Source organism: Oscillospiraceae bacterium MB08-C2-2, assembly GCA_035621215.1.
Taxonomy (GTDB): domain Bacteria; phylum Bacillota; class Clostridia; order Oscillospirales; family Ruminococcaceae; genus WRAV01.
Window position 1 is genome coordinate 2,309,247 of the sequence record CP141729.1, and the last position, 26,684, is coordinate 2,335,930.

22 protein-coding genes and 1 pseudogene are annotated in these 26,684 nt (G+C 51.8%); 11 read left to right on the forward strand and 12 right to left on the reverse strand.

All coding sequences use genetic code 11. From position 1 onward, the window contains the following. Positions 1–81 precede the first annotated feature (81 nt). The 4 genes and pseudogenes from U6B65_10335 to U6B65_10350 all read left to right on the forward strand — a co-directional run bounded on the left by U6B65_10335 (position 82) and on the right by U6B65_10350 (position 3,104). Positions 82–273: pseudogene (locus tag U6B65_10335) on the forward strand (AAA family ATPase). Then, complete coding sequence (locus U6B65_10340) at positions 254–1,264, forward strand: ABC transporter substrate-binding protein (protein ID WRS26732.1); 1,011 nt, start codon at positions 254–256, stop codon at positions 1,262–1,264. Before U6B65_10335 ends, U6B65_10340 begins: the two are co-directional and overlap by 20 nt. Next, on the forward strand, positions 1,261–2,301 hold the full coding sequence (locus U6B65_10345; protein WRS26733.1) for an iron ABC transporter permease: 1,041 nt from the start codon (positions 1,261–1,263) through the stop codon (positions 2,299–2,301). The genes U6B65_10340 and U6B65_10345 overlap by 4 nt, the downstream gene beginning before the upstream one ends. After that, on the forward strand, positions 2,298–3,104 hold the full coding sequence (locus tag U6B65_10350) for an ABC transporter ATP-binding protein (GenBank protein ID WRS26734.1): 807 nt from the start codon (positions 2,298–2,300) through the stop codon (positions 3,102–3,104). Before U6B65_10345 ends, U6B65_10350 begins: the two co-directional genes overlap by 4 nt. A 250-nt stretch (positions 3,105–3,354) precedes the next feature. On the opposite strand, the gene U6B65_10355 is transcribed toward U6B65_10350, so the two are convergent. From U6B65_10355 to rpsT, 3 genes are all read right to left on the reverse strand, one after another. Next, the gene (locus U6B65_10355; GenBank protein ID WRS26735.1) at positions 3,355–4,920 is read right to left on the reverse strand and encodes a diguanylate cyclase; all 1,566 of its coding nucleotides are present in this window, start codon (positions 4,918–4,920) and stop codon (positions 3,355–3,357) included. Positions 4,921–5,189: 269 nt separating this feature from the next. Further along, on the reverse strand, positions 5,190–5,393 hold the full coding sequence (locus U6B65_10360; GenBank protein WRS26736.1) for a hypothetical protein: 204 nt from the start codon (positions 5,391–5,393) through the stop codon (positions 5,190–5,192). Positions 5,394–5,497: 104 nt separating this feature from the next. Next, on the reverse strand, positions 5,498–5,758 hold the full coding sequence (rpsT, locus tag U6B65_10365; protein WRS26737.1) for a 30S ribosomal protein S20: 261 nt from the start codon (positions 5,756–5,758) through the stop codon (positions 5,498–5,500). Positions 5,759–6,002: 244 nt separating this feature from the next. Between rpsT and gpr the strand changes: the two genes are divergently transcribed. From gpr to hemW, 5 genes are all read left to right on the forward strand, one after another. Continuing rightward, entirely contained in the window at positions 6,003–6,890 is an 888-nt protein-coding gene (gene gpr / locus U6B65_10370) for a GPR endopeptidase (GenBank protein WRS26738.1), read from the forward strand. A gap of 202 nt (positions 6,891–7,092) precedes the next feature. Further along, the gene (locus U6B65_10375; GenBank protein WRS26739.1) at positions 7,093–8,265 is read left to right on the forward strand and encodes a stage II sporulation protein P; all 1,173 of its coding nucleotides are present in this window, start codon (positions 7,093–7,095) and stop codon (positions 8,263–8,265) included. Between the two features lie 194 nt (positions 8,266–8,459). Further along, a complete protein-coding gene (locus tag U6B65_10380) occupies positions 8,460–8,846 on the forward strand; it encodes a hypothetical protein (protein ID WRS26740.1) in 387 nt (128 codons plus the stop codon). A gap of 231 nt (positions 8,847–9,077) precedes the next feature. After that, positions 9,078–10,886 carry a translation elongation factor 4 gene (gene lepA / locus U6B65_10385; protein ID WRS26741.1) on the forward strand — a complete coding sequence of 603 codons (1,809 nt, stop codon included), beginning with the start codon at positions 9,078–9,080 and terminating at the stop codon, positions 10,884–10,886. Further along, positions 10,879–11,988 carry a radical SAM family heme chaperone HemW gene (gene hemW, locus U6B65_10390; GenBank protein ID WRS26742.1) on the forward strand — a complete coding sequence of 370 codons (1,110 nt, stop codon included), beginning with the start codon at positions 10,879–10,881 and terminating at the stop codon, positions 11,986–11,988. Before lepA ends, hemW begins: the two co-directional genes overlap by 8 nt. An 828-nt stretch (positions 11,989–12,816) precedes the next feature. Here the strand turns inward: hemW and U6B65_10395 are convergent. Further along, complete coding sequence (locus tag U6B65_10395; GenBank protein ID WRS26743.1) at positions 12,817–13,305, reverse strand: Chromate resistance protein ChrB; 489 nt, start codon at positions 13,303–13,305, stop codon at positions 12,817–12,819. Positions 13,306–13,606: 301 nt separating this feature from the next. Between U6B65_10395 and asnA the strand changes: the two genes are divergently transcribed. Then, complete coding sequence (asnA, locus tag U6B65_10400; protein WRS26744.1) at positions 13,607–14,620, forward strand: aspartate--ammonia ligase; 1,014 nt, start codon at positions 13,607–13,609, stop codon at positions 14,618–14,620. A 484-nt stretch (positions 14,621–15,104) separates the two neighbouring features. Beyond that, the gene (locus tag U6B65_10405) at positions 15,105–17,186 is read left to right on the forward strand and encodes a glutamine synthetase III (GenBank protein ID WRS26745.1); all 2,082 of its coding nucleotides are present in this window, start codon (positions 15,105–15,107) and stop codon (positions 17,184–17,186) included. A gap of 380 nt (positions 17,187–17,566) precedes the next feature. Here U6B65_10405 and ptsP read toward each other — a convergent pair whose 3' ends face one another. The 8 genes from ptsP to U6B65_10445 form a co-directional block, all read right to left on the reverse strand. After that, a complete protein-coding gene (gene ptsP, locus U6B65_10410) occupies positions 17,567–19,282 on the reverse strand; it encodes a phosphoenolpyruvate--protein phosphotransferase (protein WRS26746.1) in 1,716 nt (571 codons plus the stop codon). 228 nt (positions 19,283–19,510) lie between these two features. Beyond that, entirely contained in the window at positions 19,511–20,431 is a 921-nt protein-coding gene (locus tag U6B65_10415; GenBank protein WRS26747.1) for a class II fructose-bisphosphate aldolase, read from the reverse strand. 116 nt (positions 20,432–20,547) lie between these two features. Next, positions 20,548–21,636, reverse strand: a complete 1,089-nt coding sequence (locus tag U6B65_10420) for a PTS fructose transporter subunit IIC (protein ID WRS26748.1) — start codon at positions 21,634–21,636, stop codon at positions 20,548–20,550. A gap of 77 nt (positions 21,637–21,713) precedes the next feature. Beyond that, entirely contained in the window at positions 21,714–22,025 is a 312-nt protein-coding gene (locus tag U6B65_10425; protein WRS28940.1) for a PTS fructose transporter subunit IIB, read from the reverse strand. 18 nt (positions 22,026–22,043) lie between these two features. Further along, the gene (locus tag U6B65_10430; protein ID WRS26749.1) at positions 22,044–22,496 is read right to left on the reverse strand and encodes a PTS sugar transporter subunit IIA; all 453 of its coding nucleotides are present in this window, start codon (positions 22,494–22,496) and stop codon (positions 22,044–22,046) included. 84 nt (positions 22,497–22,580) lie between these two features. Beyond that, entirely contained in the window at positions 22,581–22,841 is a 261-nt protein-coding gene (locus tag U6B65_10435; protein WRS26750.1) for an HPr family phosphocarrier protein, read from the reverse strand. Continuing rightward, positions 22,838–24,856, reverse strand: a complete 2,019-nt coding sequence (locus U6B65_10440; protein ID WRS26751.1) for a PTS sugar transporter subunit IIA — start codon at positions 24,854–24,856, stop codon at positions 22,838–22,840. The genes U6B65_10435 and U6B65_10440 overlap by 4 nt, the downstream gene beginning before the upstream one ends. A gap of 631 nt (positions 24,857–25,487) precedes the next feature. Further along, positions 25,488–26,582, reverse strand: coding sequence for a hypothetical protein (locus U6B65_10445; GenBank protein ID WRS26752.1), 1,095 nt, complete (start codon positions 26,580–26,582; stop codon positions 25,488–25,490). Between the last annotated feature and the right edge of the window lie 102 nt (positions 26,583–26,684).

A 26,684-nucleotide genomic window follows, 5' to 3' on the forward strand; every position in this document is an offset into this window, starting at 1 on the left:
TTTGCCCTATATGTTATCTTAAGAAAACATATAGGGCAATTGTTTATCCGGTACCAAAAAAGAAAGATCGTGAGGCTGAACATGTATAAAATCGCAATCTACGGCAAGGGCGGCATCGGTAAATCCACCACCACCTCCAATGTGGCGGCCGCTTTTTCCACCATGGGCTACAGGGTCATGCAGATCGGCTGTGACCCTAAGGCAGATTCCACCCAGAACCTGAGCGGCGGCCGCAAGGTTCCTACCGTTCTGGATGTTCTGCGGGAAAAAGGCCCCGGCGGAGGAATCTCCTTCGGAAGGTAAAATTGTCATCGAAGATCAGCTGGGCAGAACCATCGAATTTGATCAGGCACCCACCCGCACCGCCACCACCATTATGCCTTTCCCTTCCATTTACTTCACTGTGGCAGGCTCCGCCGAGCGGCTGGTGGGCATGAACCCTTCTTCTCTGGTGGCTTATAACAACAGCACCCTGAAATATCTCTCCCCCGAGATGGCTCAGGTCAGCACCGACTTTGTGGATACCAGCTTTATTGTCAATGTGGAAGAAGCCCTCAAGCTCAAACCCGATGTGGTGTTCCAGTGGACCTATATGCCCGAGGAAATCGAAAAGATGGAGGCCGCCGGCCTCAAGGTTATCGCCCTCAAATACGGCAGCCTTGAAGACCTGCAAACTTGGATTCGCATCATCGGCAAGCTGGTGGAGCGTGAAGAGCGTGCTGAGGAAATCATCACCCTCTTTAACGAAAACATCGCCGAAACCGATGCTATCATGGAAAAGCTCCCCAAGGAGGATTATGTTTCCATGATTCAACTCACCGCCGACCTGACTGTGGCAGGAACCGGCTTCTCCAACTTCTGGATCGATAAAAGCGGTTCGGTAAACCCCGGCAAGGATCTGGAAGGGGACGACCGCAAAATCGATATGGAGCAGGTTCTCCAGTGGAACCCTCAAGTCATTTACATCGGCAACTTTACCGATATTATGCCCGCGGACCTGCTGGAAAACAAGCTGGCCGGTCAAGATTGGTCATTGGTGGACGCTGTAAAAAACAAGCGTGTCTATAAAATCCCCATTGGCAGCTACCGCTGGGACCCTCCCTGTGTAGAAACACCCCTTATGGTCAAGTGGATGGCCCAGAAAAATCACCCCGAGCTGCTGGCCGATATGGATATGAAGCAGGAAGTACGGGATTTCTATAAGGAAATCTATGAGTTCGACATCACCGACGCCATGATCGATGAGATTCTGGGCAACCAATGAGAAGCCCGGCCGCCCTACAGCCAAAACCCAAGCTTTCCGGCCGGGCTGTCCTTTTGCTTCTGCTGGGAGCTCTTGGTGTGATCTTTGTTTTTTCCCTCTGCATCGGGCGCTATGCGGTGAGCCCTGCTGAGGTTGTGCGAATTCTCTTTTACTCCGCCACCGGCCGAAGCCATCTGCTTGACCCCACACAGGTCAGCGTTGTGCTTTCAGTGCGCCTGCCCCGCATTCTGCTGGGTATTGTCATCGGTATGGGCCTTTCAGCGGCGGGCGCTGCCTATCAGGGCATTTTCGGCAACCCATTGGTCAGCCCCCATGTGTTGGGGGTGGCCTCCGGGGCCGGATTCGGCGCTTCGCTGGGCATTCTCTTTTCCGGCTCTGTGATGCTTATTCAGGGAATGTCTCTGGCCTTTGGCCTGCTGGCTGTCATCACCGTGATGCTGCTTTCCCGAATCGGCAACAAAACCCAGCTTTTTGTGCTGGTGCTTTCCGGGGTGATTGTAACCGCCCTGTTTGATGCCCTAGTCTCCCTCATCAAATACACCGCCGACCCGCAGGATAAGCTGCCTGCCATTGTAATTTGGCTGATGGGCAGCCTTGCCAGCGCCTCTTACCGGGATTTGATGACGGGAGCGGTAACCATTCTCGTTTGTCTTGGGGTTCTTTTGGCTCTGCGCTGGAAAATGAACCTGCTCTCGTTGGATGAGGAGGAGGCACAGGCGCTTGGGGTTAATGTGGCACAGGTGCGGGGCATTGTGATTGTGGCCTCCACTTTGATCACCGCCAGCGCCGTTTCGGTTTGCGGCATTATTGGCTGGATTGGGCTGGTTATCCCTCATATGGGCCGCATTATGGTGGGCAACGATCATCGGATTTTGCTGCCGGTCTCTACGGTTCTGGGGGGAATCTATCTTGTCCTCATTGACAATCTGGCTCGAACCGCCACCACTGGGGAAATTCCCCTTTCCATCCTGACTGCTATTATAGGTGCGCCCTTTTTTGCCTATATGCTAAGAAAAAAAGGAGCGGAATCCGTATGAAGCTGGAAGTAAGACAGGGCAGCTTTGATTATAAGGATAAGGCTGTTTTAAAGGATATCAATCTGGTTGTGGAAAAGGATCAGATTCTGACCATTCTCGGCCCCAACGGGGTAGGCAAAACCACCCTGCTCAAGTGCCTTATGGGCTTTCTGAAATGGAAGCAGGGTGAAACCCTCATTGACGGCAGGCCCTTTGCTTCTCTTTCCCGCAAGGAGCTTTGGCAGAAGATCAGCTATGTGCCCCAAGCCAAAAAGAACGCCTTTGCCTATTCGGTGGAGGATATGATTGTCATGGGGCTCAATTCCCATCTGGGCTTCTTTGATTCCCCCGGCAAAAAGGACTACCAAAAGGCACAGGAAATTATGGAGCGGATTGGAATTTTCCACCTTGCCAAAAAATCCTTTGGAAAAATCAGCGGTGGTGAGCTGCAAATGGTTCTCATCGGCCGGGCGCTGATTTCTCAGCCGGAGGTTCTAATTCTGGATGAGCCGGAATCCAATCTGGATATGCGCAACCAGCTCAAGGTATTGGGGCTGATTGAGAGCATCAAGCGAGATTTTCACGCAAGCTGCATCATCAACACCCATTTCCCCAACCATGCTCTGAAAATTTCGGATAAAACCCTGATGCTGGGCTATGGCAACCTGCAGCAGGTGGGCGATACCCGGCAGGTGGCAACCGAACAAAACATCGAGCGGTTTTTCGGGGTTCGCTCCAAGATTCTGCCGGTGGATATTAACAGTGTCTGCTTTAGTGCGCTGTTCCCCTATGAAATCACCAATCTGGAACGGCACGGCGCCTGACAAAGCACCGCCTTGCTTTTGGCACATGAAAGGCCTTCCCTTTTTGTGGGAAGGCCTTTAGACTGTGGACAAATATAGAAATAGTTTAAGTGTACAGTCTTTGTGATTCGTAATTCTGACCCAGTCGAATTCATTTCGACGCAGGAATCCCACTTTTTGTGCCGAAGCGGCGCAATCCGGGGGGACTATGGGGGGCATTGGATGCCCCCCATAGAGGGTGTAGACTTTTGTCTACACCCTCAGGCCTTTTCTATATCTTCTTGTCTGTGTTGGCAGCAAGTGGCGTTTCAAAGGGGCGGCAGAAGGGGGCCTCCTTATGGCCTTTTTTCTTCCGGTACATGTTTTCATCCGCTTGGGTAAAGACCGCTTCAAAATCCCCGGCAGCATCCTCCAGAAGGGAATATCCCATGGAAATATGCAGCTCCCCATAGGGCCTTACCTGCTTTTGGGCACATGTCTGGTCTACTGCTTCTATAAATTGCTCCGCCTGTTCACGGCTGCTTCTTTTGATGCCCACAAAGAATTCGTCGCCGCCGATCCGGGCCAGAAAAGCCCCCTTGGGCAGGCACTCCCGGAGCACCTCTACGGCATCCACCAGCAATGTGTCTCCCACCAGATGCCCCAGCTTATCGTTGGCCGATTTCAGCCTGTCAATATCCCCCACAACCACCGCCAGGGGGAGGTTCTCTGCCGCCGAAAGTTCGGCAATGCTGTGCAGATAGGTGTTGCGGTTATAAACCCCGGTGAGCTGGTCATAGAGAGCGGTATTTTCAATCATACGCTGGAGAGTATATATTTTGGTGATATCTAAAATCTCGATGATATAGCCCTGAATGGACTGGCTTTTGGTGTAAATCTCATCGGTGATCATATTGTAATGGGTTTCCTGCCCCGCCCGAACCAGCGAAAGAATTTCCGGGTTATAGGGGGAGATTCGGCCGTTCTCCCGCTGAGTCCATCGGCGAATAAAGCCATCAAAACTCCCCCCGTATTGGGGCAAGCCCAGTTCCAGCAGCTTATCACGGCCATTGTCGTTGTTATCCAGTATTGTTCGGTTGGGGTCCAACACAAAAATCATGGAGGTCAGGCGCTTATAGATATAAGCCCGGGAGGTGATGACCACACTGGCCGAGGGGTTTTTTTGAAAGGCCCAGTAGTGAAACAAAAAAGTCAGCCCGCCTGATACAATGGATAAATCCAGCGGAACCCGGATCAGCTTTGTCGTTACCGGGATATTAACCAAAACAGTCAGCAGGCTGCCCAGCAGCATCAGCTGTATGCTCCCCCGCATATTGGGGGGCACAAGGAAAAATATTTTCAGCAGATAAATAATGGCCGCCAGAACAAATCCATAAGAAAACACCCAGTGGAAATAAAATCCCCCGGCCCAATCAAACTGCGCCCAACGCAGCGGATAATAGGGGAAATCGCCAGAGTGATAAAAAAGATGCAGCTTTTCATTGGTCACAATAAAAAAGCTGCTGATGAAGGCCGGAATGTAACACAAGAAAATGTGCAGCCGGCTGACTTCCTTTTGCGTAAACTGCTGCCAGATGTGCATAAACAGAGCCACCGGCATAAAGGCAACACCGATAAAACAAAACCGGGCATACCGCAGGGCCAATTGCGGATCGGGGATCACAAACTGCGCCATATCAAAAAAGGCCCACACAAAAAGAGCGGCACAAGCCTGCTGATAATAACGGACTTCGGCTCCGCTGTCATGGGAATGCCTGCGTGCAAGAAAAAACAGCACCACCAGCAATAGGCACACCGTTCCCGAAATTATTGTATAAAGTATATTATCAACCGCCATATGGCTCACCTTCTTTTCTGCTCATAAGGTTGAGTCTGCGTAACTTAATTATTTTACCATAAAATATGCCCATACTCAATGCGCTTTAAAACAGTCATGCTGATACACGGCATAATTTTGAGTATTTTGCTTCAAATCGCCGGGTAATGGCTCTTGTTCAGGTGTCCTCCGCAAAAAGTTTTCAAAATAAAAAAGCTGCTCCATTTCAGTTTAATTGAAATGGAGCAGCTCCTATTTCGTTTCTGTTAAAGCACGCCACACACCAGGCCTTACGCCCAGCCGCAGTCGTAATAATCTTTCCATTTTTCCCGATAGGCCCGATCGCTGGAGGTGCGGCTGACTACATAAACCCCCACCAGCACCAGCACAACAATGGCACCAATAAAGGCACTGGCCACGCCTGCATCCGCAGCGGCGGTTTTCTTGCTTCGAACAAAAGGGAAGGGCCGTGCACCGGAGATTGCTTCTTTCATGGCTATTGCCTCCTTCTTGTTAGTCCCAAGTCAAATATATGCCAAAAAGCAGCCCACTAACGGAAAGCGGACTGCTCATTCTGCTTTAGCGATTCAAAAGGGACTTAGCCTGCCTGATTCAGCTTGAGAGCAAGCCGGGATTTTTGACGGGCTGCATTGTTCTTGTGCAAAATTCCCTTGGTAACGGCGCTGTCAATCTTTTTGATTGCGGCACGCACAGCCAGGGCTTTATCTTCAGTTCCCTGCTCAAGAGCTACATCCGCTTTTTTAACAGCGGTTCTTAAGTCGGAACGGACAGACTTATTCTGCAGAGTTTTTGTTGCGATGACCTTTACTCTTTTCTTAGCCGATTTGATGTTGGGCATTGTTCCACCTCCTCACTCTGCGACAGTTTACCATGGTATGGTACCACGTTTTGTCCCTTAATGCAAGTGCTTTTGCGTTAATTTTTAACATTTACCTGCTTTTGGAAAGCATTGCCGAAAAAAATCTTCAATCATAGCTCTACGGGGCATAATTTCCGCCCAAAAAGCGGAAAATAAATTGAGCCGGCAGCAGTGCAAAACCTTTTTCAGCCGGTTCAAATTTACATTACAGGAGTGGAATGCCATGCCTTTTCGAACCGACCTTGCTATGGAGCAAACCGAGCCCCATAAAAACAATTTACCTGCGGGGGTTACTGTAGATGATTATACCACAGGAAATTTAAATATCAACCGGGTAACCATTGCCGATCAGGCCGGAGGCGATATAATTGGCAAACCGCCGGGGGATTATGTCACCATTGTGGCCCCGCCCTTTTCCAGTGCTTCGGTTCTTTCGGATGAGGATATCGAAAACGTAGCAAAGGAAATTGCCGCCATGCTTCCCAAGGAAGGCCTTGTGCTGGTGGTGGGCCTTGGCAACAACGATATCACCCCCGATGCCATCGGCCCCCGCACCGTGCGGCAGGTGCTGGCCACCCGCCACATCACCGGTGAGCTGGCCCGCCAGAGCGGCTTGGAAGGTCTGAGACCCGCCGCCGCCGTCACCCCCGGGGTGCTGGGTCAGACCGGCATTGAGACCTCCGAAATCATCCGCTCTATAGTCAAGGATATCCACCCCTCCGCCGTGATCGTGGTGGATGCACTGGCGGCCCGCAGCACCTCCCGGCTGGGGAACACTATACAGATTGCCAACTCCGGTATCTCGCCCGGCTCCGGTGTTATGAACAAGCGCAAGGAGCTGAGCCTCAAGACCTTAAAGGTTCCTGTGGTTTCCATCGGGATTCCCACTGTGGTGGATGCCACCACCTTGGCCTGCGATCTGCTGGAGGATGATCAAAATGCCGTGGATAGCCGCCGGGAGCAGTTTGAGCCAAGGGGAGAGGCGCTTATGATTACGCCCCGTGAAATTGATGTGCTCATCGGTCATGCCTGCAAGGCGCTTTCTATGGCCATTAACAAGGCACTCCAACCGGAGCTTTCGTTGGAGGATATCTCCTTCTTAGCCTCCTAGGGCCTTTTAAATCAGGCTTTTCAGGACAGACTCTCTCAGCAGGAAAAACCCCGTATATCTGAGAGGGCAGGCGAATATCTATAGAGGTAGAGGATTGTTGTCCATTTCATGTCCCACGGCTTTTTTGCTTTTGCGGGGCCTTGGCATGAAAAAGCGCTGCACCGCCCCCGGGCGGCTGCAATCTGCCTTTGGAGGTTACGCCTTGAAAAGTCGTTTGAAACAAACAGGAAGTTCTGCCATGCCGGTGATCATGGGCTTTTTGCTTTGCATTTCTATCTTAGCCGGCACACTGAGAATGCATGAATACTCTTTGAGTGATCTGGGGGAAAAGGCCGCCGTTTTTTCCGCCCTGCTTTCTATGTCCGAGGCTGGGCTGGATGTTCTGCGGGAGCGTTTTCAGGATCAGCTTCTGCCCACCGTGCCGGTACCGGATCACCCCTATACCGCCCGCCCGGCTCAGCCCCAGCCACAAGAGCCGGAGGCTTCCTCCTTGCCTAATGCATCGAATAGCGATTCGGCCACCGAATTCCTGCCTACGGAGGATAACCCGCCACCTGTTCCCACCCAATATGCTGATTTGCTTCTGGCGGAAGATTTTGGCGGCGGCCCGGATAAGGGGCTGGCTAAATATGGAAGCGCCTATATCAAAAATGAAACCAAGAATTCCGCCGAGGCGGTGGAGAAACTGCTGATGCAGGATTTCCCCATTGCTTTTGAGGATACCGAGGAGCCTCAGGTGCTGATCTTCCATACCCATGCAACCGAAAGCTTTGAACCCTATGACCGGGATGAGTATGACACCCGCAACACTTGGCGCTCCGTCAACGATGAGCGGAACATGGTGGCGGTGGGGAATGCCTTTGTGCAGGTGCTGGAAGAAAACGGCATCGGTGTGCTTCACGATACCACACAGCACGATTACCCCTCCTATAACGGCTCCTATGAGCGGAGCCGGGTGACCATCCAGCAGTATTTAGAGGAATACCCCTCTATTAAGGTGGTGCTGGATCTTCACCGGGATGCTATCCAGCGGGAGGGCGGCGAGATTGTCAAGCCGGTGGCGGAAATTGATGGCCAAAAGGCCGCTCAGATTATGATCATATCCGCCTGCGACGACGGCACTATGGATATCCCCGAGTGGAAGCAGAACTTCCGCTTTGCCGCCGAATACCAAAACTATATGGAATCGGCCTATCCGGGGCTGACCCGTCCGGTCTATTTCTGCTACCGAAAATACAATATGGATCTGTCAACCGGATCTTTGCTGTTAGAATTCGGTTCCAATGCCAATACTCTTGAGGAAGCGGTTTATTCCGCCCAGCTTTCCGCTCAGGCGCTGGCCGATTTAATCCATGACAACGTACTTTCTTTTTAGAGAAAAAGAAAGTACGCAAAGAAAAACCTACTTTCTTTTTAGAAGAAAAGAAAGTAGGCAAAGAAAAATCCATTCTCTTTGTTCTCTACGGCAGGCTTATCTTTTACCTAAGACAAAGTTTGATGAGCTTCACTGCCCTTACTCCTTCCAGCAAACACCTGTGGAATACTCCAAACAGAAACGGACGTGAAAATTTGAAGCAAAAGACAAGGCTTTTTGCTGCGGCCTTTTTAATTTCTCTTCTCATTATTGGTATGCTCTGCGGCTTTATGGCTGTGGATTTCAGCACCCAGCGCTACAGCGCTGAGGTTTTTGGGGAGCTGCTCCTTGTTTCCGCAGTGGGGGAGAAAGGGATCACCTTTTCCCTTTTGGGGCAGGAATATTTCCTTTCCCGGGAGCTTCCCCAAGCTGCAAAACAACCGCTGGAGGCCATTACCGGCTGGCTGCCGCCGCACCTGACCCTTTCCAGCCGCCTAACCCGGCTGGGCTTGGAGGCTTGGGAGCTTTACCGCCAGCAGCCGGAAGAAGACGCTTCCTTTCCTTCCACTTATTCAGCCCCGGAAGCAGGCAGCAGGCCCTGATCAATTTTTTACTCCCAGCCCTCACAGGCAGTATACCTGTGAGGGCTTTTTATGGTATAATATCTGCTAAAGTAGATATTATACCACTCGTTGATTAAAGATTTATTTATATGGTCATGGTTATGCCACAAAAAAAGTGATACCATTGAGTGAGAAGATAGAGAATTCTCGCTGGGCTGCGCCCGATGAAAGGGGCGAAGCCTCCGGCGACATTTTTAAGGAGTATACTGTATGTCAGACCGCAAAGAACACATTCGCAATTTTTGCATCATTGCCCACATCGACCACGGGAAAAGCACCCTGGCCGACCGTATTCTGGAAAAGACCTCCACAGTGGCTCTGCGGGATATGTCGGAACAGCTTTTGGATAACATGGATATCGAGCGGGAGCGGGGCATCACCATCAAGGCCCGGGCTGTCCGCCTGAAATACCATGCGCAGGACGGAAAGGATTACACCTTCAACCTGATCGATACCCCCGGACATGTGGATTTCAACTACGAGGTTTCCCGCTCGCTGGCTGCCTGCGAGGGGGCTATTCTTGTGGTGGATGCTTCACAGGGCATCGAGGCACAGACTCTGGCGAACACCTATCTGGCTATTGAGCACGATTTGGAGGTTGCACCGGTTATCAACAAAATCGATCTGCCTGCCGCCGACCCGGAGCGAGTTGCCCAAGAGGTGGAGGATATCATCGGCATCCCCTGTCTGGATGCACCCCGGATTTCCGCCAAAAACGGTGTGAACATTGAATCGGTGCTGGAGCTTGTGGTTCGGGATATCCCACCGCCGAAGGGCGATGAAGAGGCTCCTCTGCGGGGCCTGATTTTCGATTCTTACTACGATACCTACCGGGGAGTTATTGTTTATCTGCGGGTGCTGGATGGTTCTATCCGGGCGGGCATGACCATCCGTATGATGGCCACCGGTGCCGAATTTGATGTGGTGGAAGTGGGCTTCATGGGTGCTACCTCCCTGATTCCCTGCCCGGAGCTGCTGGCCGGAGACGTGGGCTATATTGCCGCCAGCATCAAGAATGTGCAGGATACCCAAGTGGGCGATACTGTCACCGATGCCGAGCACCCGGCCAAGGAGGCTCTGCCCGGCTACCGCAAGGCGGTTCCCATGGTGTTTGCCGGTATATACCCGGTGGATGGTGCCCGCTATGGCGACCTGCGTGAGGCTTTGGATCGCTTGCAGCTCAACGATGCCTCCCTTTCCTTTGAGCCGGAAACCTCGGTGGCACTGGGCTTCGGCTTCCGCTGCGGTTTTCTGGGGCTGCTGCATATGGAAATTATTCTGGAGCGGTTGGAGCGGGAATACAATCTGGATATGATTACAACCGCCCCCAGCGTTATTTATAAATTCCACATGACCAATGGGGAAACCATCTTCATCGATAACCCCACCAATTACCCCGACCCGGCCCACATTTTGAGCTCCGAGGAGCCCTATGTCAAGGCCAGCATTTTTACCCCCGCCAGCTACATCGGTGCCATTATGGAGCTGTGCCAGCAGCGCCGGGGCATTTATATGGATACCAAATATCTGGATGCCGACCGGGTAGAGCTGCATTATGAGCTGCCGCTGGGTGAAATTGTCTATGACTTTTTTGATGCGCTCAAATCCCGCACCAAGGGTTATGCTTCCTTTGACTACGAGCTGGCGGATTACCGCCCTGCCAAGCTGGTCAAGCTGGATATCCTGCTCAACGGCGACGTTGTGGATGCGCTGAGCTTTATTGTATTTTTGGACAATGCCTATGGCCGTGCCCGGCGCATGGCGGAAAAGCTTAAGGAGCACATTCCCCGGCAGATGTTTGAAATCCCCATTCAGGCGGCGGTAGGCGGCAAGATTATTGCCCGGGAAACGGTCAAGGCCATGCGCAAGGATGTGCTTGCCAAGTGCTATGGCGGCGATATCACCCGTAAAAAGAAGCTGCTGGAAAAACAAAAAGAGGGCAAAAAGAAAATGCGCCAGCTAGGATCGGTGGAAGTGCCGCAGGATGCCTTTATGGCGGTGCTCAAGCTGGATGAATAGGCCGGTTGGGCTTTACCTGCACATTCCCTTCTGCCTTTCCAAATGCCCCTACTGTGATTTTTATTCGGTACCCTTTACCCCGGAGCTGGCGGATGCCTATCTGGCGGCTGTGCTCCGGGCTATTGATGCATGGCCGGGGCAAGAGCGGGCGGATACCCTCTATCTGGGCGGCGGCACTCCCTCCCTTATGGGGCCGGAACGTCTGGGTGCGGTGGTGGAGGCTGTCTCCAAGCGGTTTGGCCTGCAAGAGCAGGATGAAATTACCTTGGAGGCCAACCCCGGCTCACTGGAGCTTGCAACCCTTAAAGCCTTTCGGCAAGCGGGCTTTAACCGTCTTTCGCTGGGGGTGCAGTCCCTCAATGACCGAGAGCTTGCCCTGCTGGGCCGCCGCCACTCTGCAAAAGAGGCACTGGAAGCCATTGACTGGGCATTGGAGGCAGGCTTTCCTCAAATTTCCGCTGATTTGATGCTGGGCATCCCGGAGCAGACCCCCTCCACGCTGGCCACCTCTATGGATGGGCTGGCTCGGTCGGGGGTTTGCCATATTTCGGCCTATCTGCTGAAAATCGAAGAGGGAACACCCTTTTTCAGCCAAAATAAAGCCGCCCTCTGCCCCGATGAGGATCAGACGGCACAGCTTTATCTGGATTGCTGTGAAGGCCTTGAAGCGCAGGGCTTTGGGCGGTATGAAATTTCCAACTTTGCCAGAAACGGTCTTGTGGCAAAGCATAATTTGAAATACTGGGAGTGTGTGCCCTATCTGGGAATCGGGCCGGGTGCTCATTCCTTTATGAATGGGCAGCGCTTTTATTTCGGGCGGGATTTGCAGGGCTTTTTGCAGGCACTCAATCCTTGGGCGCTCACCACAGCGGATGGCACCGGGGGCGACTGGGAAGAATATGCCATGCTGCGCCTGAGACTAGCCTCGGGCCTCGATTTAGCCGAGCTGGAACGGCTTTATGCCATGGATACACAACCTATCCTTAAGCGGGCGGAGCCTCTGATTCAGGCCGGACTTGTGACCTGCGAAAATAGGCGGCTGGCTCTAACTCATGCCGGGTGCTTGCTTTCCAATGCCATTACCACAAAGTTACTTTCTTGAGGCTTCGCCTCTTTCGTCGGGTATAGGCAGTGAAAATTCTTGCCCCTGTACACGATGGTTATAGTTTCGTAAACCTTGTTTGCAATTTAAGAAAACCCTTTTCTTTGAACCCTTTCTTTTTCTAAAAGAAAGGGGGCCCGTGCGGCACAAGCACGACCTAGGGTGAACATTTCCATCACTGTTGAATCTGGACAGGGGAGGGTTCCAAGGGAGGACGCACCTCCCTTGGCAATTCTTTGCATCCTTTCTCATTGCAGAGAAAGGATGTGCCAGTCCGCACGGCATGAGTGCGGAAGTGATGCGTTTCAACTTTGTAAGGCCAAGAAAAGAAATGCTTATAGCATAATAGCCCCATGGCGCTTGCATTGTTCTCGACAGGGGAATTTTGCTTCTACTATAGAAAAGCAAAAAAACGTATTTTTATTTTCTCGGCCTCTGGCGGGAATGGAGTAAAACGCTCCCAAACGCCAAAGAATGCTTTTTTCTTTTATGCTTTTTTTTCTTAGATATCAGCAAACAAAGCTTCAAAACTTGGCACTCATGCCGTGCCGGGCACACACTTTCTCCACGATGAGAAAGTGTGCAAAGAATCGCCAAGGGGCAAGCCCCTTGGTACCCCGCCGCCGAGATGTAGCAATGCTAAAAATGTTAAGCTTCGGTCGTGCTTATGCCGCACAGGCAGTGGCTTTCTTTTTGGCTGAAAAAGAAAGCCACCAAAGAAAAAAGCCTCCTCTGGCGGCAGGCAAACCATCGTTGCCCTTGGTTCTGTCATCGTGTGGAAGGGCAACGATTTTAAATCATCTAAGCCCGAAGCAAGAGGCACGGCCTCTATAATCCCAGCCGCTTGGCTGTATCCAAAATATCCGCTACCATTTCCTCCAGAGCCGTGGCCTCGGATTTAAAATAATCCCGCTGTTTGACCTTGGTATAGCGCTTGATCATCCGGCCAATATGATCGGGCAGAGCAGGGTCGGTGAGCAGATTATGGCGGATACTTTCCATCAGGTTGGCGCAATCCCGCATCAGTTCGCCGTATTCCCCTTCCGATTGAAGCCGGAAGCGGCTGACAAATTCCTGTTCATCCTCCGGGTCAAGAAAGGTGATCTCAATGAGGGAGGCCTCTCCCTTCATACTGCGTATCTTAGCGGCAAGAGCCCGAAAAGCGGCTATGCTCTTTTGGTTTTTGGGCAAAACAGCCACGCCCTGCTTGAAATAGGCAACACCCATTTCCTTGAGCTTTCGCCACACATACACCCGGTTTTTAGATGGGTTCACCGGCACATTATAGCCCAGCGCCACCCATTTTAGCTGTTGCATAGCATCCCCTTTTCCGGCAGGCGGCCTTTTGCCGCATTTTGCCCTTGGCTGTGATGATTCACAGGCCTCTATCTCTAATTGTAACAACTGTTAGCTTTTTGTCAACACCAAAGAGGGATTTTCCCGAGGAATCCTACTTTTTCATTGACATAACCACTCTCTTGGAAGTACTATTAGTATTGTGTATATAACCAATCCGCTTGGGCCAAGTTTGGGCATTTTGAATTGGGCTTTGCCCTTGCCTGAATGCCTGTTATTTTTATTGTTAAAACGGCGGATTTACCGCCAAGGAGGTTTTCATATGTCGTCATCCCCGCTGCAAATCCCAAAGGGCTATGCCTCTCCCTTAGGAGTAATCCAAACCGAAAAGGCCATCAAGCTAATCAAGGATACCTTTGAGCGCAATTTGGCAAAGGCTCTGCACCTGACCCGTGTTTCCGCCCCCTTGTTTGTGCGGCCCGAAACCGGCCTCAACGACAATCTCAACGGCACCGAGCGTCCGGTTCAGTTCGATGTGCTGGATATTGGCGCCGATGTGCAGGTTGTGCAGTCGCTGGCCAAGTGGAAGCGTCTGGCCCTCAAGCAGTATGGCTTTGAGCAGGGTCACGGCCTCTATACCGATATGAATGCCATCCGCCGGGATGAAGTTCTGGATAACCTGCATTCCGTTTATGTGGATCAGTGGGACTGGGAGGCTGTTATCTCCCGGGAATACCGCAATGAAACCTTTTTGCAGGATATTGTCCGCCGGATTGTTATGGCACTGCATATCACGCAGGATACCCTGCTTTTGCAGTTCCCCCAAGTGGCACCGGTGCTGGATGGCAGTGTAACCTTCCTTTCCACTCAGGAGCTGGAGGATGCTTATCCCGAGCTGACTCCCCAAGAGCGTGAAAACAAGGTGGCCAAGGAATATGGTGCCGTGTTCCTCACCCAAATCGGCGGCGCCCTGAAAAACGGCAAGCCCCACGATGGCCGTGCCCCCGATTACGATGACTGGAGCCTCAACGGTGATCTGCTGGTCTGGAACCCAGTTTTGGAGCGTTCCTTTGAGCTTTCCTCCATGGGTATTCGGGTGGATGCACAGTCCTTGGATGCACAGCTTCGCACCGCAGGCTGTGATGACCGCCGGAGTCTGCCCTTCCATAAGGCACTGCTGGCCGACCACCTTCCCCTGACCATCGGCGGGGGCATCGGCCAATCCCGTATGTGTATGCTGCTGCTGGGCAAGGCTCACATTGGTGAGGTACAATCCTCCGTTTGGCCGGAGCAGATGATTGCTGACTGCGAGGCCAATGGGATTCACCTACTGTAAGAGACATCGTCTCATTCGTCGGGCTTAGGTAGGCGAAAGAACCTTACCCTAATGCACGGTGGCATTGCAATTCAAGGGAAACCCTTTTCTTTGAACCCTTTCTTTTTCTAAAAGAAAGGGTGCCCGTGCGGCACAAGCACGGCCTAAGCTGAGCATCTTCGATGCTGCTGAATCTGGGCAGGGGAGGGTTCCAAGGGAGGACGCACCTCCCTTGGCGATTCTTTGCATCCTTTCTCATCGTGGAGAAAGGATGTGCCAGCCGCACGGCATGAGTGCGGGAGTGATGAATCTCAGCTCTGTAAAGCCATGAGAGATACCTTTACAGCATGATATTTCCTTGGCAATTCTTTACAACCTTTCTCATTGCTGAGAAAGGTTGTGCCAGTCTGTGCGGCATGCGCGCAGGCGCCAACATTTCAGGTTAAGTAAAAGTAAGAAAACAAACTGTTTTCTCTTTCAATAAGCGCAGAAAGGATCGGCATATATGAAAATTGGAGAAATTTTTGCCACACAGGTTTTTAATGATGCTGTTATGCGGGAACGACTCCCTAAAAAAATCTACCAAAGCCTGAAGGAGACCACCCGGCTGGGCGCACCCCTCAATCAGGAGATTGCCGATGTGGTGGCCGCCGCCATGAAGGATTGGGCCACCGGCCTTGGGGCTACCCATTATTCCCACTGGTTCCAGCCGCTCAACAACCTTTCCGCCGGAAAACACGATTCCTTTATTTCCACCACCCGGGATGGAAATGTTGTCACCGAGTTTTCTTCTTCCGCTTTGGTGAAAGGGGAGCCGGATGCTTCCTCCTTCCCCAGCGGCGGTCTGCGGGCCACCTTTGAGGCCCGTGGCTACACCACATGGGACCCCACCTCGCCTGCCTTTGTGCGGGATGGTACACTCTATATCCCCACCGCCTTCTGCTCCTATACCGGCGAAGCGCTGGATTCCAAAACACCGCTGCTGCGCTCCATGCAGGCTCTCAACAAGCAGGGACTGCGGCTTCTGCGTGCCTTGGGGCATAATGGTTCCCGCATGGTTTATGCCACCGTGGGAGCCGAGCAGGAATACTTCCTTATCGATAAGGAAAAGTATGAAAAGCGCCTTGACCTGAAGCTTTGCGGCCGCACCCTGCTGGGTGCCAAGCCCGCCAAGGGGCAGGAGCTGGAGGACCATTACTGCGGGCGCATTCGCCTGCGGGTTGCCAGCTACATGACCGAGCTGGATAATGCCCTGTGGGCGCTGGGTGTAACCTCCAAAACCAAACACAACGAGGCCGCTCCTGCCCAGCACGAGCTGGCCCCCATCTTTGAGCCGGTGAACACAGCGGTTGACCACAACCTGCTGACCATGGAGGTTATGCGGGTAACCGCCAAGCGCCACAACTTGGCCTGCCTGCTCCATGAAAAGCCCTTCGAGGGCATCAATGGTTCCGGTAAGCACAACAACTTTTCCATCTCCACCGACGATGGCCTGAACTTTCTGGACCCCGGCCAGCATCCGGAGGAAAACAAGCTGTTCCTCATTACTCTTTGCGCTCTGATCGAAGGGGTGGATACCTATGCCGACCTGATCCGCATGACCGCCGCTTCCCCCAGCAACGACCACCGCTTGGGTGGATACGAAGCGCCTCCCGCCATTATTTCCATCTTCCTTGGCGAAGCGCTTACCACCATGCTTTCCAACATTACAAAGGGCAGTACCGCCGGTGCCCACTCTTGCAGCAACCTTTACACCGATGTGGATGCCCTGCCCAATCTGGAGCGGGATGATTCCGACCGGAACCGTACCTCTCCCTTTGCCTTTACCAACAATAAGTTTGAATTCCGGATGGTGGGTTCTTCCCAGTCCATTGCTTTCTGCAACACGGTGCTGGATGCAGTGGCGGCGGATGTATTCTCCCGCTTTGCCGACCGTTTGGAAAAGGCGGAGGATTTGGAGCTGGAGATTTCCCACATTATTTCGGAAACCATCTGCAACCACGGGCGCATCCTTTACAATGGCAACAACTATACCCAGCAGTGGGTGGAGGAAGCCCAGAAGCGGGGATTGCCCATTATCAGCAATTCCGCACAGGCGGCCGAGGCCATCGTAAACCCCCGCAATGTGGAAATGCTGGAGAGCCTTGGCATTCTCAGCAGCACCGAATGCCATGCCCGGTATGAAATTCATCTGGAAAACATCGTCAAGGTGATCACCATGGAGGCAGAAACCATGCAGCAGATGGTTCGCCAGCAGATTCTGCCCTCTCTGACTCGCTTTATCGGGGATACAGCCGCCAGCTACAACGAGCTTGCCGGGGCTGGCTTTGAAAATGCTCAGCTTCATGGGCTTCTGGAAAAGCTTTCCGGTCTGCTTTCCGCCATTCATTGTGAATCGGTTGCTCTTGAAGCGCTGGAACATACCGATCATGCGGTATTCTCCCTCAAGGAACTGGCTAACTATATGACCGATACCATCCGCCCTCAAATGCATGCTCTGCGCACCGCCTGCGATGCAGCGGAAGCGCTGGTTGCCTCGGATGTGTGGCCCATTCCCACCTACACCGATCTGCTCCACCGTATCTGAGGCTTCGCCTCTTTCGTCGGGCTTAGAACAGTTAATTTCTTACCATTGTGCACGATGGCCTTACAATAAGGAGAATCCCTTTTCTTTGTTACCTTTCTTTTTCTAAAAGAAAGGGTGCCCGTGCGAAAGTGAGAAACGCTCACTTTGTTAAGCCAAGAAAAAGAAATGCTGTGGCATAATAGCCCCATGGCACTTGCACTTATTCTTGATGGCTTAGAAATCATTTATTTCCCCTCAAAAGGCCGGACATATAAAAACCCGCTTCTTACTCCCTTGTTCGGAGAAGTAGAAGCGGGTTTTTATTTTATATGCCAGCAACGCCATCGGGCGCAATCTTAAAATTTTTGTTTATCTAAGTCTGACAAGAGGGGATTTGTACCTTAGGCGCCAAACACCTTATGGCGAATGGCGGAAGCCATCTGGCGCACAGCATCGGGATCATCCATTTCCAAAGCCTTGTCAGCCAGCTCTTCCATTTCCTTGCGGCTTACGTTGCAAACCAAATAGCGCACTCTTTCCACAAGGCCGGAGGCGGCGCTCAGCTTGCTGACACCAAAACCAATCAGCAGGGGAACAAAATCCAGATCGCCTGCCAGCTCGCCGCAGACACCAACCTCGGTTCCCACCTTGGCCCCGGAACGGATGGTGTGGGCAATCAGCCGCAGCACAGCCGGGTTATAGGGGTTATAAAGATTCTGGATGTTGGGGTTGATGCGGTCGGTGCAGGTAACATACTGGGTCAGGTCGTTGGTGCCGATGCTGATAAAATCACAGTGGGGGGCAAATCGGTCGGCCATAACGGCGGAGGCAGGTGTTTCCACCATAATGCCCACAGGCACTTGCGAATCAAAGTCAATGTTCTTTTCAGCCAGCAAAGCCTTGGCTTTTTCCACAAGTTTCTTGCCTTCTGTTAATTCCCGCAGCTCAGTGATCATGGGGAACATGATGCGAACCTTGCCATGGGCGCTGGAGGCCAGTATGGCCATCAGCTGATCCAGGAACACTTCCTGCCGGTCAAGGCAGACACGGATAGCCCGATAGCCAAGGAATGGGTTTTCTTCTTTTTCCAGACCGAAATAAACCAGTGCCTTATCGCCGCCGATATCCAAGGTGCGGATGATAACCGGACGGCCCTTGGCTGCCTTAACCACAGCGGAGTAGGCCTCCCGCTGCTCCTCAAAGGTAGGGTAACGGGTAAAGGCGCTGTATACAAACTCGGTGCGGAAAAGGCCAATACCGTCGTATTCAATGGGCTCCAGAGGAACCATATCCTCGGCGTTGCCCACATTGGCGCAAATCTGAATCTGGAAACCATCGGTGGTAATACCTTTGGTCAGGTTGGCGGAACGGATTTTCTCCCGGACAGCCTGCTCACCCTTGATAACCGTCTGATAGCGCTTGATGGTTTCTTCATCGGGATTGATATAGATATCGCCGGTGCTGCCGTCCAGAATGGCCTGCTGGCCCTCCTCAAAGACATTGTAAATATCCTGCACGCCGATGATGGCGGGCTTGCCCAAGGTTTTGGCCAGAATAACAGTATGGGAGGTCACGCCGCCCAGCTGGGTGACCATACCGGCCAGATGGTTTTTATCCAGCTTGAGGGTATCCACGGGGGAAAGATCCTCTGCCACCAGCACACAGGGCTCATGGGGCAAAACCAGCTCGGTGACACCATGGATACGGTCGATCAGCATTTGGCCTACATGGCGGATATCATCAGCCCGCTGGCGCATATAATCGTTTTTCATACCGGCAAACATCTGTGCCAGCTTATCGGTCTGGCCCTGAATGGCGGCCGGGGCACTTTCGCCCTTTTCAATCTCTTTAAAAATGGGGGTGATGAGGGTTTTATCCTCCAGCATCATCAAATAAGCCTTGATGATTTTGGCATCCTCCTCGCCCAAACGCTCCAGCATTTCGCTGTGCAGGGCACGTGTTTGCTCCAGACACTGAGCCAGAGCCAGCTCCAGCTTGCTTTTTTCCTCTGCGGGGTCAACGGGGCCTGTTTGAGCCTCCACCTTTGCCTTTTTCAGCACAATGATTTTTCCCTGGGCTACACCAGGGGCGCCGGGCCTTCCTGTGAGATGTGTCATGTTTTTTTCCACTCCATTTCTTCGGCAAAAACACCGGGTAATTAATTTTAAAAATACAACAATATGTTTAGAATTCAAGATCAAAATCTATTCAAAACAGGCGGTTTCACCTGGAATTTTCACAAAAAAACCCGCCAGAACGGCAAAAGGCGAAAAGCCAATTTACCGTTCTGCGGGTGAAACGAACACCAAAAGGGGGCTTTATCTCAGCAAAAACAAGCAGGCGAATTATTCACCGGTCTTATCGTAAATAATTTCCTTATCCTTTTCACGGCAGGATTCCCATGTAAAGTTGCTGCCTTTGCCGCTGGTTTTAAGAACCCGCATAAAGTGCTGAGCGGATTCCTTAATGGCGTTTTCATATCCCTGAAGAAGGGGCATAAGATCGGTTTTGGGATTAGCGGCCAGAGTTTTGACCATATAGTCACGGCCAGCGGTCCAGATATCGGTGCAGATGTTCACCTTGTTGATACCGGCTTCAACAGCCTTGGTCATGTTCTCATCACCGGAACCGGAACCACCATGAAGAACCAAAGGCATATGGCCGGTAGCTTCCTTGATTTCACGAATCAGGTCAAAATGCAGGGTGGGAACAAAGCCATCGGGATATTTGCCGTGTGCGGAACCAACAGCAACAGCCAGCGCGTCAACGCCGGTCTTCTCTTTAAAGTAAACAGCATCGGCAGGCTTGGTGAAGAGGTCGGCAGTCTGGCCGTCACCGTCAGCAGCCTGTCCAACATGGCCGATTTCGCCTTCAACAGAAACACCCTGAGGATGGCACAGGTCAACTACTCTCTTGGTGCGGGCAATGTTTTCTTCCAGATCATAAACAGAAGCATCGATCATGATGGAGGAAAAGCCCCAGCGGAAGGTATGGGTGATGCGCTCCCAAGTTTTGCCGTGGTCCAGGTTCAGAGCAATGGGCACAGGTGCATTCTCGGCCAGGCTCTTGATCATGGGAGCCATAATATTGGCATGGCCGTGGCCGGACATCTGGCCCTCGCCGATGTTAAGGATCAAAGGCGCATTCTCAGCAATAGCGGCATTGATAACGCCACGGGCCAGCTCCATGCTGACGACATTAATTGCGGGAACACCGTAATAATTTTTACTAGCATCGTCCAGGAAAACTTTCATTGGTACATACATATTGCTTGACTCCTTCTCCAGGCTACAGCCTGCTTTTGAATTTACCCAATAAGGAACCCCCAAAGGGCCTTTGAGGCCCTTCGGGGAGGAGGGTCGAACTTGTGTTTTCTTTTTTCTTAGAAATCGAGATCCAAGGAATCCAGTTCAGACAGATCCTCTTTGCTGTTATCGATTTCTTTGGCGCCCATGCGCAGAATGAAGTAAAGAACAGCGGTTACAGCAGAACCGATGACAAGAGCCAGCAGGAAACCGCCGGGGTTATCCATAACGGGAACAACAAAGATACCGCCATGGGGAACGGGAGAGGCAACGCCCCAAATCTGGGTCAGACCACCAGCAACAGCTGCGCCGGCACAGGTGGAGATGATGACACGGATCGGGTCGGCAGCGGCAAAGGGAAGCACACCCTCGGTGATGAAGCAAAGGCCCAGAGGAACAGCAGCCTTGGCGGTTTCGATCTGTGCTTTATCCCATTTCTTTTTGCCTTGGATCAGAACGGTAGCGGCGATACCCAGAGCGGGAGTCATACCGCCAACGATCTTAGCAGCGGTGGGGGCAGTGATGCCCTCAGCCAGAAGGCCGTTGCAGAAGGCAGAAGCTGTCTTGTTGACAGGGCCGCCCAAGTCAAAGCCCATCATGCCGCCGATGATTGCGCCCAAACCGAACTTGGCGCCGCCGGCCTGCATGTTTTTCAGGCTGTTGGTAATGGCTTCAGTTGCCATGGCAACCGGCTTGCTGAGCCCCAAATAGAAGGCAAAGCCGATGACAAAGCAAGTCAGGAAGGGAATGATCATAACAGGCATCAGACCCTGAATGGATTTGCCAACCTTCCAGGTCTTCATCCAAAGGATAAAGTAACCAACAAGGAAACCGGCCAGAATGCCGCCCAGGAAGCCGGCCTTCAGGTTGTTGGCGATCAGGCCAAGAGTCAGGCCAGGAGCCAAACCGGGGCGATCGGCGATGGAATAGGCAATAAAGGCGGTCATTACAGGCACAACAAAAGTCATAGCCGCAGAACCAATGGAGTTGACCATCCAAGGAATGGTGCCCTCCATTTTGCTGATGTCGGGAATTTCAGCGGCAGAAAGACCCATCAAAAGTCCAAACACACGAGCCAGAGCCATACAAAGACCACCGGCGACGACTACAGGGATCATGTAAGAGATACCTGTCATCAGGTGCTTTTTAACAGTATTCAATTTCACCTCAAAAAACCTCCAACCTATAATTTTTCTAAACGTGGTTTTTCCAAAAAAGGTTCCTGAAAAGGCTGATTTTGTGCTTACTCATTGACCTTGGCTTCGATTTTCTGAATCAAAGCCTTGGGGGATTTCATAACCACAGAAACGGGGATTTCAACCAGCCGTTTGCCTTTGAAACGATCCTTGCCGCTTATCGCAATATCCGCAGCGATAATAACTACATCGGCCTGGGCAATTTCATCAGCAGTCAGCTCATCCTCAGTTCCGATGGTTCCCTGAGTCTCTATCTTAACCCAGTGCCCCAGCTCCTCGGCAGCGTTGACCAGCTTCTCCTTGGCAATGTATGTGTGGGCTATACCCGCAATACAAGCCGTGATTCCTACAATGCGCAAGTTCATCCACTCCTCTTTCTAGATATTCTGGAACAGTTCTAAAAGCTCGTCTTTATCCTTAGCGGACATAAGGGAGCTGCAAAACCCATCACGAGCCAGCATTCTGGCAACCTGTGACATCAGCTTGACAAAATAGTTGTTCTTGTCGTTGCCGTCCACAGCGAACAAAATAATAACCTGAACCGGCTTCCCGTCGATGGTTTCCCACTCGATGGGGTTTTTTAGCTTGGCAACAGCGATGCAGGTCTTTGCCACAACTTCCGATTTGCCGTGAGGGATGGCAACGCCGTTACCAATACCAGTTTTGCCTTCGCTTTCCCGCAGGTATACATCATCAATAAAAGCCTGTTTATCGGTGACGCTTCCATCCTCAAAAAGCAGCTGGGCCAGCGCATCCAGAACCTCGGCCTTGTTGGCAGCATCCAAATCGGTGACAACAGCATTTTGATTGATTACTTCACTGACCGACATATTCTATCTCCTCTTCATATAAACTGTGCATCCAAAAGCCGTGAGAACTTTTGGAGCGCCAGATGGGGGTATACTCCATCCGGATCAGGCGTTTTGCAGAACCTTCAGCAGAGCTTCTATAGCGGCCTCTTCATCCGCACCATCGGTGGTGATGATAATGGTTTCGCCTTTTACAGCGCCCATGCACAGGATGGAAATAATGCTCTTGGCCTCGAAGATATCGTCTTCGCCTTCCTTTTGCAGCTTGATATCACAGTCAAAGGTCATGGCTGTTTCGCAAAAATCGGTAGCCGGCCTTGCGTGAAGGCCCTCTTCGTTGTGTATAGTATAGCTGGCAGTTTTCATGGGTAGGTGTCTCCTCTTTTCACAATGGCATTGATATACCGGGCAAAGACCACCGGATCGGTCATCTTCCGGAGCTTATTCATCCCCTCACGATCCTCCAAAAGAGCAGCGAAAGCGGAATAGAATCTTAGAATATCCTTTTTCTCGGGGCTTGCGTCGGTCAGATTGAAAGCCAGCAGAAACACGGTATCCACAAGGCTTTCCTTAGACCACAAAATCGGCTCCCGCAGCACCGCCACCGCCACCATAGGCCGCAGCACATGCCGGGCGGCTCCGTGAGGGATGGCCACACCGGGCCCCACCTCGGTCGAAACAGCTTTTTCACGAGCCAGCACCGATTCCAGAAATTCCGGGGTGACATGCCCGGCCTTTTCAAGTGCCCGGCACATATCCTCCAACAGCTCCCATTTGGTGGCCGGCGGCCTTTGCAGAAAAATCAGTGCCGGTTCAAAGAGCTCCAGAACCTTTTCCTCCCGGGTTCCAATGGAATCCCGCTTGCCCCTGCGCAGGGCGTGCATTTTATTTTCCACTGCCTTCACATCGGAGGCAAGCAGAAAATTATCCACAACCACCACATCCTTGCCCCCAAAGGTTTTTTCCATGGGCAGGGTGGAGATGATAAAATCACAGTTGCTTCGCCGGGCCTTTGCCTCTTCGCTGGAGGAGATAACCCCTTCCACCGTGATGCCTGCCACAGCCTTTTCCAGCCGAATTTTCAGCAGACGATAAACGCTCATGCCGTAGTTGCACAAAATCAGCACCCGGCTGCGGAAGGTGATACGCTCCACTGCACCGCCAATGTGCAGAGCCAAAAAGCCCAGCTCGTTTTCATTGACATCCAGCCCCATGCGGCTTTCAAAAACCACACTGGCCGACCAGGCCGCGGTATAAATCTTGGGGTATTTTTCCTTGATCTGGCTCAACAGGGGGTTTGCAATATGCACACCCTGTGCCAGCCGGGCCACCGCCGAGCGGAGATACAAAAACAGGTGATTGGAAAGCACCACATCCACCGAAAGCTCCAACCCCAAAATGCGGCTGGTCATATCGATGATTTGGGCTGTCAGGCTGCAAAGAATCGGATATTGGAGCTGAAACACCTGGCGCAGGGCCGGTGTATTAAAGCCCTGTATCTCTGCCACACCCAGCTGGTTTCGCAGGTATTCCTGCTCGCCCCCGGGAAGGGAAAGCTCAAAACGAGCCTCCAACTGGCGGATCAGATGCTCGGCCAGCACCCCGTTGTGATGCATATCCAGATCGTTGCCGGTGAGGGGAGGGGGAAATACCGCCTTGCCCTTTCGGTTTCGGAGAATACACAGAGAGGTGTGAAAAAGCAACTGCTGCTTGGCCTGGTAGCTGAAATAAAAACCGTAGCTCTGCTCAAAACCAGTGATGATCTGCACAATGGGGGCAGCATCAAAGCCATCCAGAAACCAGCGCAAACCTGCAACGGTTTCTTCCAGATTGCCAAAGCTTGTGCCCCGCTGGGTGCCGCCATCCTCAATAAGGCCGCTCTGCTCCAGCGTACTGTACATATCCCACATGGCCATGCGCCAGCGGTATTCATCGCAGTCGATAGAAAAACCCAGCCCCCGGCGGCGAATAACCGAAATGCCCCGCAGGCTCAGCCAGCTTTCGCCCTCATCCAATGCCTTGGAAGCCATACTGCGGGAAAGATACATCTGTTCCCCCACCTGTGTGAGGGTAATAGAGGAAGCTTTTAGCAGCAGGCAGGCCGTGAGAAGGCCACGCTGGGATTTATAATCCATAGGAAGCTGCCAACGCAGAGGAGCGCCTGCAAGCTGATCCAGCTGCGCCTTGGTGCCGGTAAAGCAAACACCCCGATTGGGGCGGGTGATGAGCTGTTCCAGCCCGGGATACTCTTGGCGGATAGCCGCCAGATCGCCCCGTATGGTTCTGGAGGAAACCTCCAGCCGATTGGCAATTTGATCAATGGTGATAAAATCGCCGGCTTCGTATAAAATAGTTAGGATATCCCTCTGCCGATTGTTCATTTGTTTCACTCCCGCTCATTCTTTCTACGGAAGCTGCTATTTCATGAGAATTTCACAGCTTCAGAGGAAAAACACCAGCAGCGCTTTGTTGCCGCATTGGTATTTTTGATCGCAGAAATCATTCCAACTGAACAACTTGTTACTCATTATAACAGAGAGTTTCCCCCCATAAGATATCATAATTCTGTCACATTTGCAATTAATCCAATTTTACTTCTTCCGCATTCAGAATAATTGTCAAAAATAGGAACCCATTGCGGTAAAAATACCTGTTACCGCTTTTCTAGGCGATATTTTCAGCTATTTTCCTTTAGTATTCCAGAAAAAACAGGTCTTACCAATGAAAAATAAAGGCAAAATATCCGCCAATTTCCTTTAAATGCGGAAATTATACTGATTTGCTCAATCAAAGAAGCGGAACTTGTCCTCTTTTTGACCCGGCATAGCGGCAAAAATAAGGCAAATCCTTATCCTTTCTTCTCAGCTGTATGCTGCTTCTGTTCATTTGCCGGCAATGGAAACCACACTATGTAAAAAGCAGCAGCAAGGTTTTTGTTCCTGCTGCTGCCGGGAAAATACCTATTGCCATTACAGGCAGATTTTGAAAGGCTGGGGGTATCCTTCATGGCGTTTAAAAGGTTTGAATCTTTTTGATGGTTTTTTCGGTGAGAGACTCTGCCTTTTTAAAATCCATTGCGGCAATATAATAGCTTTCCAGCTCATCGTGGTGGGTTTTGGCTTCGGCCAGCAGATTCTGGGCCTGCTCCACCATCTGGGCCGCCACCTTACGGTTAAAGGAAATGCGCTTACGCTTTTGCTTGAAGCTGTGGTTATCGGTAAAGCGCTGGTAATTGATGATGCGGTAAGGGTCAAAAGCCTCTTCGTAGTTGTGAAAGCGGTTGGAGGTCATAAAGCCAATGCGCAGCTTGGGGATAAAAAGCTGCTCCAGCTTATCAAAGGGTGCCAGCGGGCAGTAGCAGGAAATCACATCATAGCCTGCTTCCAGCGCTTTAGAGCGCATGGCGGTGAGCATCAGGCGGGAAACAGCGCCATAATCATCGGTAATCAGATAAACACGATCGCACAGTTTTTTAGCTGTATCGGTAAAGGAAACCACTCCCTTATTGGTGACAGCGGTTAAAAACCGTACCCGCTCCTTGGGAACAGCGTTTTTTAAGGGTTTGAATTCTTTCAGTGCCAGCCTTGCGCAGTGACTGGCTAGCTTTTGCGTGTTGACACATTCCAGAGCCAATCGGTATGTATCGCTCATCAGAGAACCGGCAGCAGCCAAAAAACGGCAGCAGTGCTCGTGGCAGCGGGAGCATCTTTGCGCCAGCGGAATAATCTCATCCCGGCAGGCAAAAAGCTTGCTGTCATCCCAGCAGCTGGTCAGATCGATAATGGATTCGAACGCCCCCGGGTATTTTGGATCAATGACATGGGGGGAGGTTCCATCGGCGATACTGAATCGGCGGTTGTGATCGATAACAGCGTCCAGCGAATCCACATCTGAGGAGCAGTGAATCATTTCCAGCGGCTCGCCCTCTTGATCCAGATTTGCGGCAATGGTTTTCATCATAGTCGACTTTCCGCTGCCGGGGCCTCCTTTAATAATCAGCGAACGCCAGCCATCCCTTGTATCCGCCAACTGATCAAATCTTGAAACAAACCCCTGCGGAGTGTTGGCGCCTAAGAAAAAGTGCAGGGCTTTTTCATTTTGTTGCATGAACAGGCCTCCTTGAAAAAATAGTATCCTTCCCGGCCCTCCTTGGGATTGGGGAAGACTAATGGGAACGGGCTTGCGCCTTCCCGCTCCTGTTTGCTTTGC

Bases quoted from the DNA above. Each gene is read 5' to 3' on its own strand.
- U6B65_10340 (WRS26732.1), top strand. From the start codon at position 254: ATGTTCTGCGGGAAAAAGGCCCCGGCGGAGGAATCTCCTTCGGAAGGT.
- U6B65_10345 (WRS26733.1), top strand. From the start codon at position 1,261: ATGAGAAGCCCGGCCGCCCTACAGCCAAAACCCAAGCTTTCCGGCCGG.
- U6B65_10350 (WRS26734.1), top strand. From the start codon at position 2,298: ATGAAGCTGGAAGTAAGACAGGGCAGCTTTGATTATAAGGATAAGGCT.
- U6B65_10355 (WRS26735.1), bottom strand. From the start codon at position 4,920: ATGGCGGTTGATAATATACTTTATACAATAATTTCGGGAACGGTGTGC.
- U6B65_10360 (WRS26736.1), bottom strand. From the start codon at position 5,393: ATGAAAGAAGCAATCTCCGGTGCACGGCCCTTCCCTTTTGTTCGAAGC.
- rpsT (WRS26737.1), bottom strand. From the start codon at position 5,758: ATGCCCAACATCAAATCGGCTAAGAAAAGAGTAAAGGTCATCGCAACA.
- gpr (WRS26738.1), top strand. From the start codon at position 6,003: ATGCCTTTTCGAACCGACCTTGCTATGGAGCAAACCGAGCCCCATAAA.
- lepA (WRS26741.1), top strand. From the start codon at position 9,078: ATGTCAGACCGCAAAGAACACATTCGCAATTTTTGCATCATTGCCCAC.
- hemW (WRS26742.1), top strand. From the start codon at position 10,879: ATGAATAGGCCGGTTGGGCTTTACCTGCACATTCCCTTCTGCCTTTCC.
- U6B65_10395 (WRS26743.1), bottom strand. From the start codon at position 13,305: ATGCAACAGCTAAAATGGGTGGCGCTGGGCTATAATGTGCCGGTGAAC.
- asnA (WRS26744.1), top strand. From the start codon at position 13,607: ATGTCGTCATCCCCGCTGCAAATCCCAAAGGGCTATGCCTCTCCCTTA.
- U6B65_10405 (WRS26745.1), top strand. From the start codon at position 15,105: ATGAAAATTGGAGAAATTTTTGCCACACAGGTTTTTAATGATGCTGTT.
- ptsP (WRS26746.1), bottom strand. From the start codon at position 19,282: ATGACACATCTCACAGGAAGGCCCGGCGCCCCTGGTGTAGCCCAGGGA.
- U6B65_10415 (WRS26747.1), bottom strand. From the start codon at position 20,431: ATGTATGTACCAATGAAAGTTTTCCTGGACGATGCTAGTAAAAATTAT.
- U6B65_10430 (WRS26749.1), bottom strand. From the start codon at position 22,496: ATGTCGGTCAGTGAAGTAATCAATCAAAATGCTGTTGTCACCGATTTG.
- U6B65_10435 (WRS26750.1), bottom strand. From the start codon at position 22,841: ATGAAAACTGCCAGCTATACTATACACAACGAAGAGGGCCTTCACGCA.
- U6B65_10440 (WRS26751.1), bottom strand. From the start codon at position 24,856: ATGAACAATCGGCAGAGGGATATCCTAACTATTTTATACGAAGCCGGC.
- U6B65_10445 (WRS26752.1), bottom strand. From the start codon at position 26,582: ATGCAACAAAATGAAAAAGCCCTGCACTTTTTCTTAGGCGCCAACACT.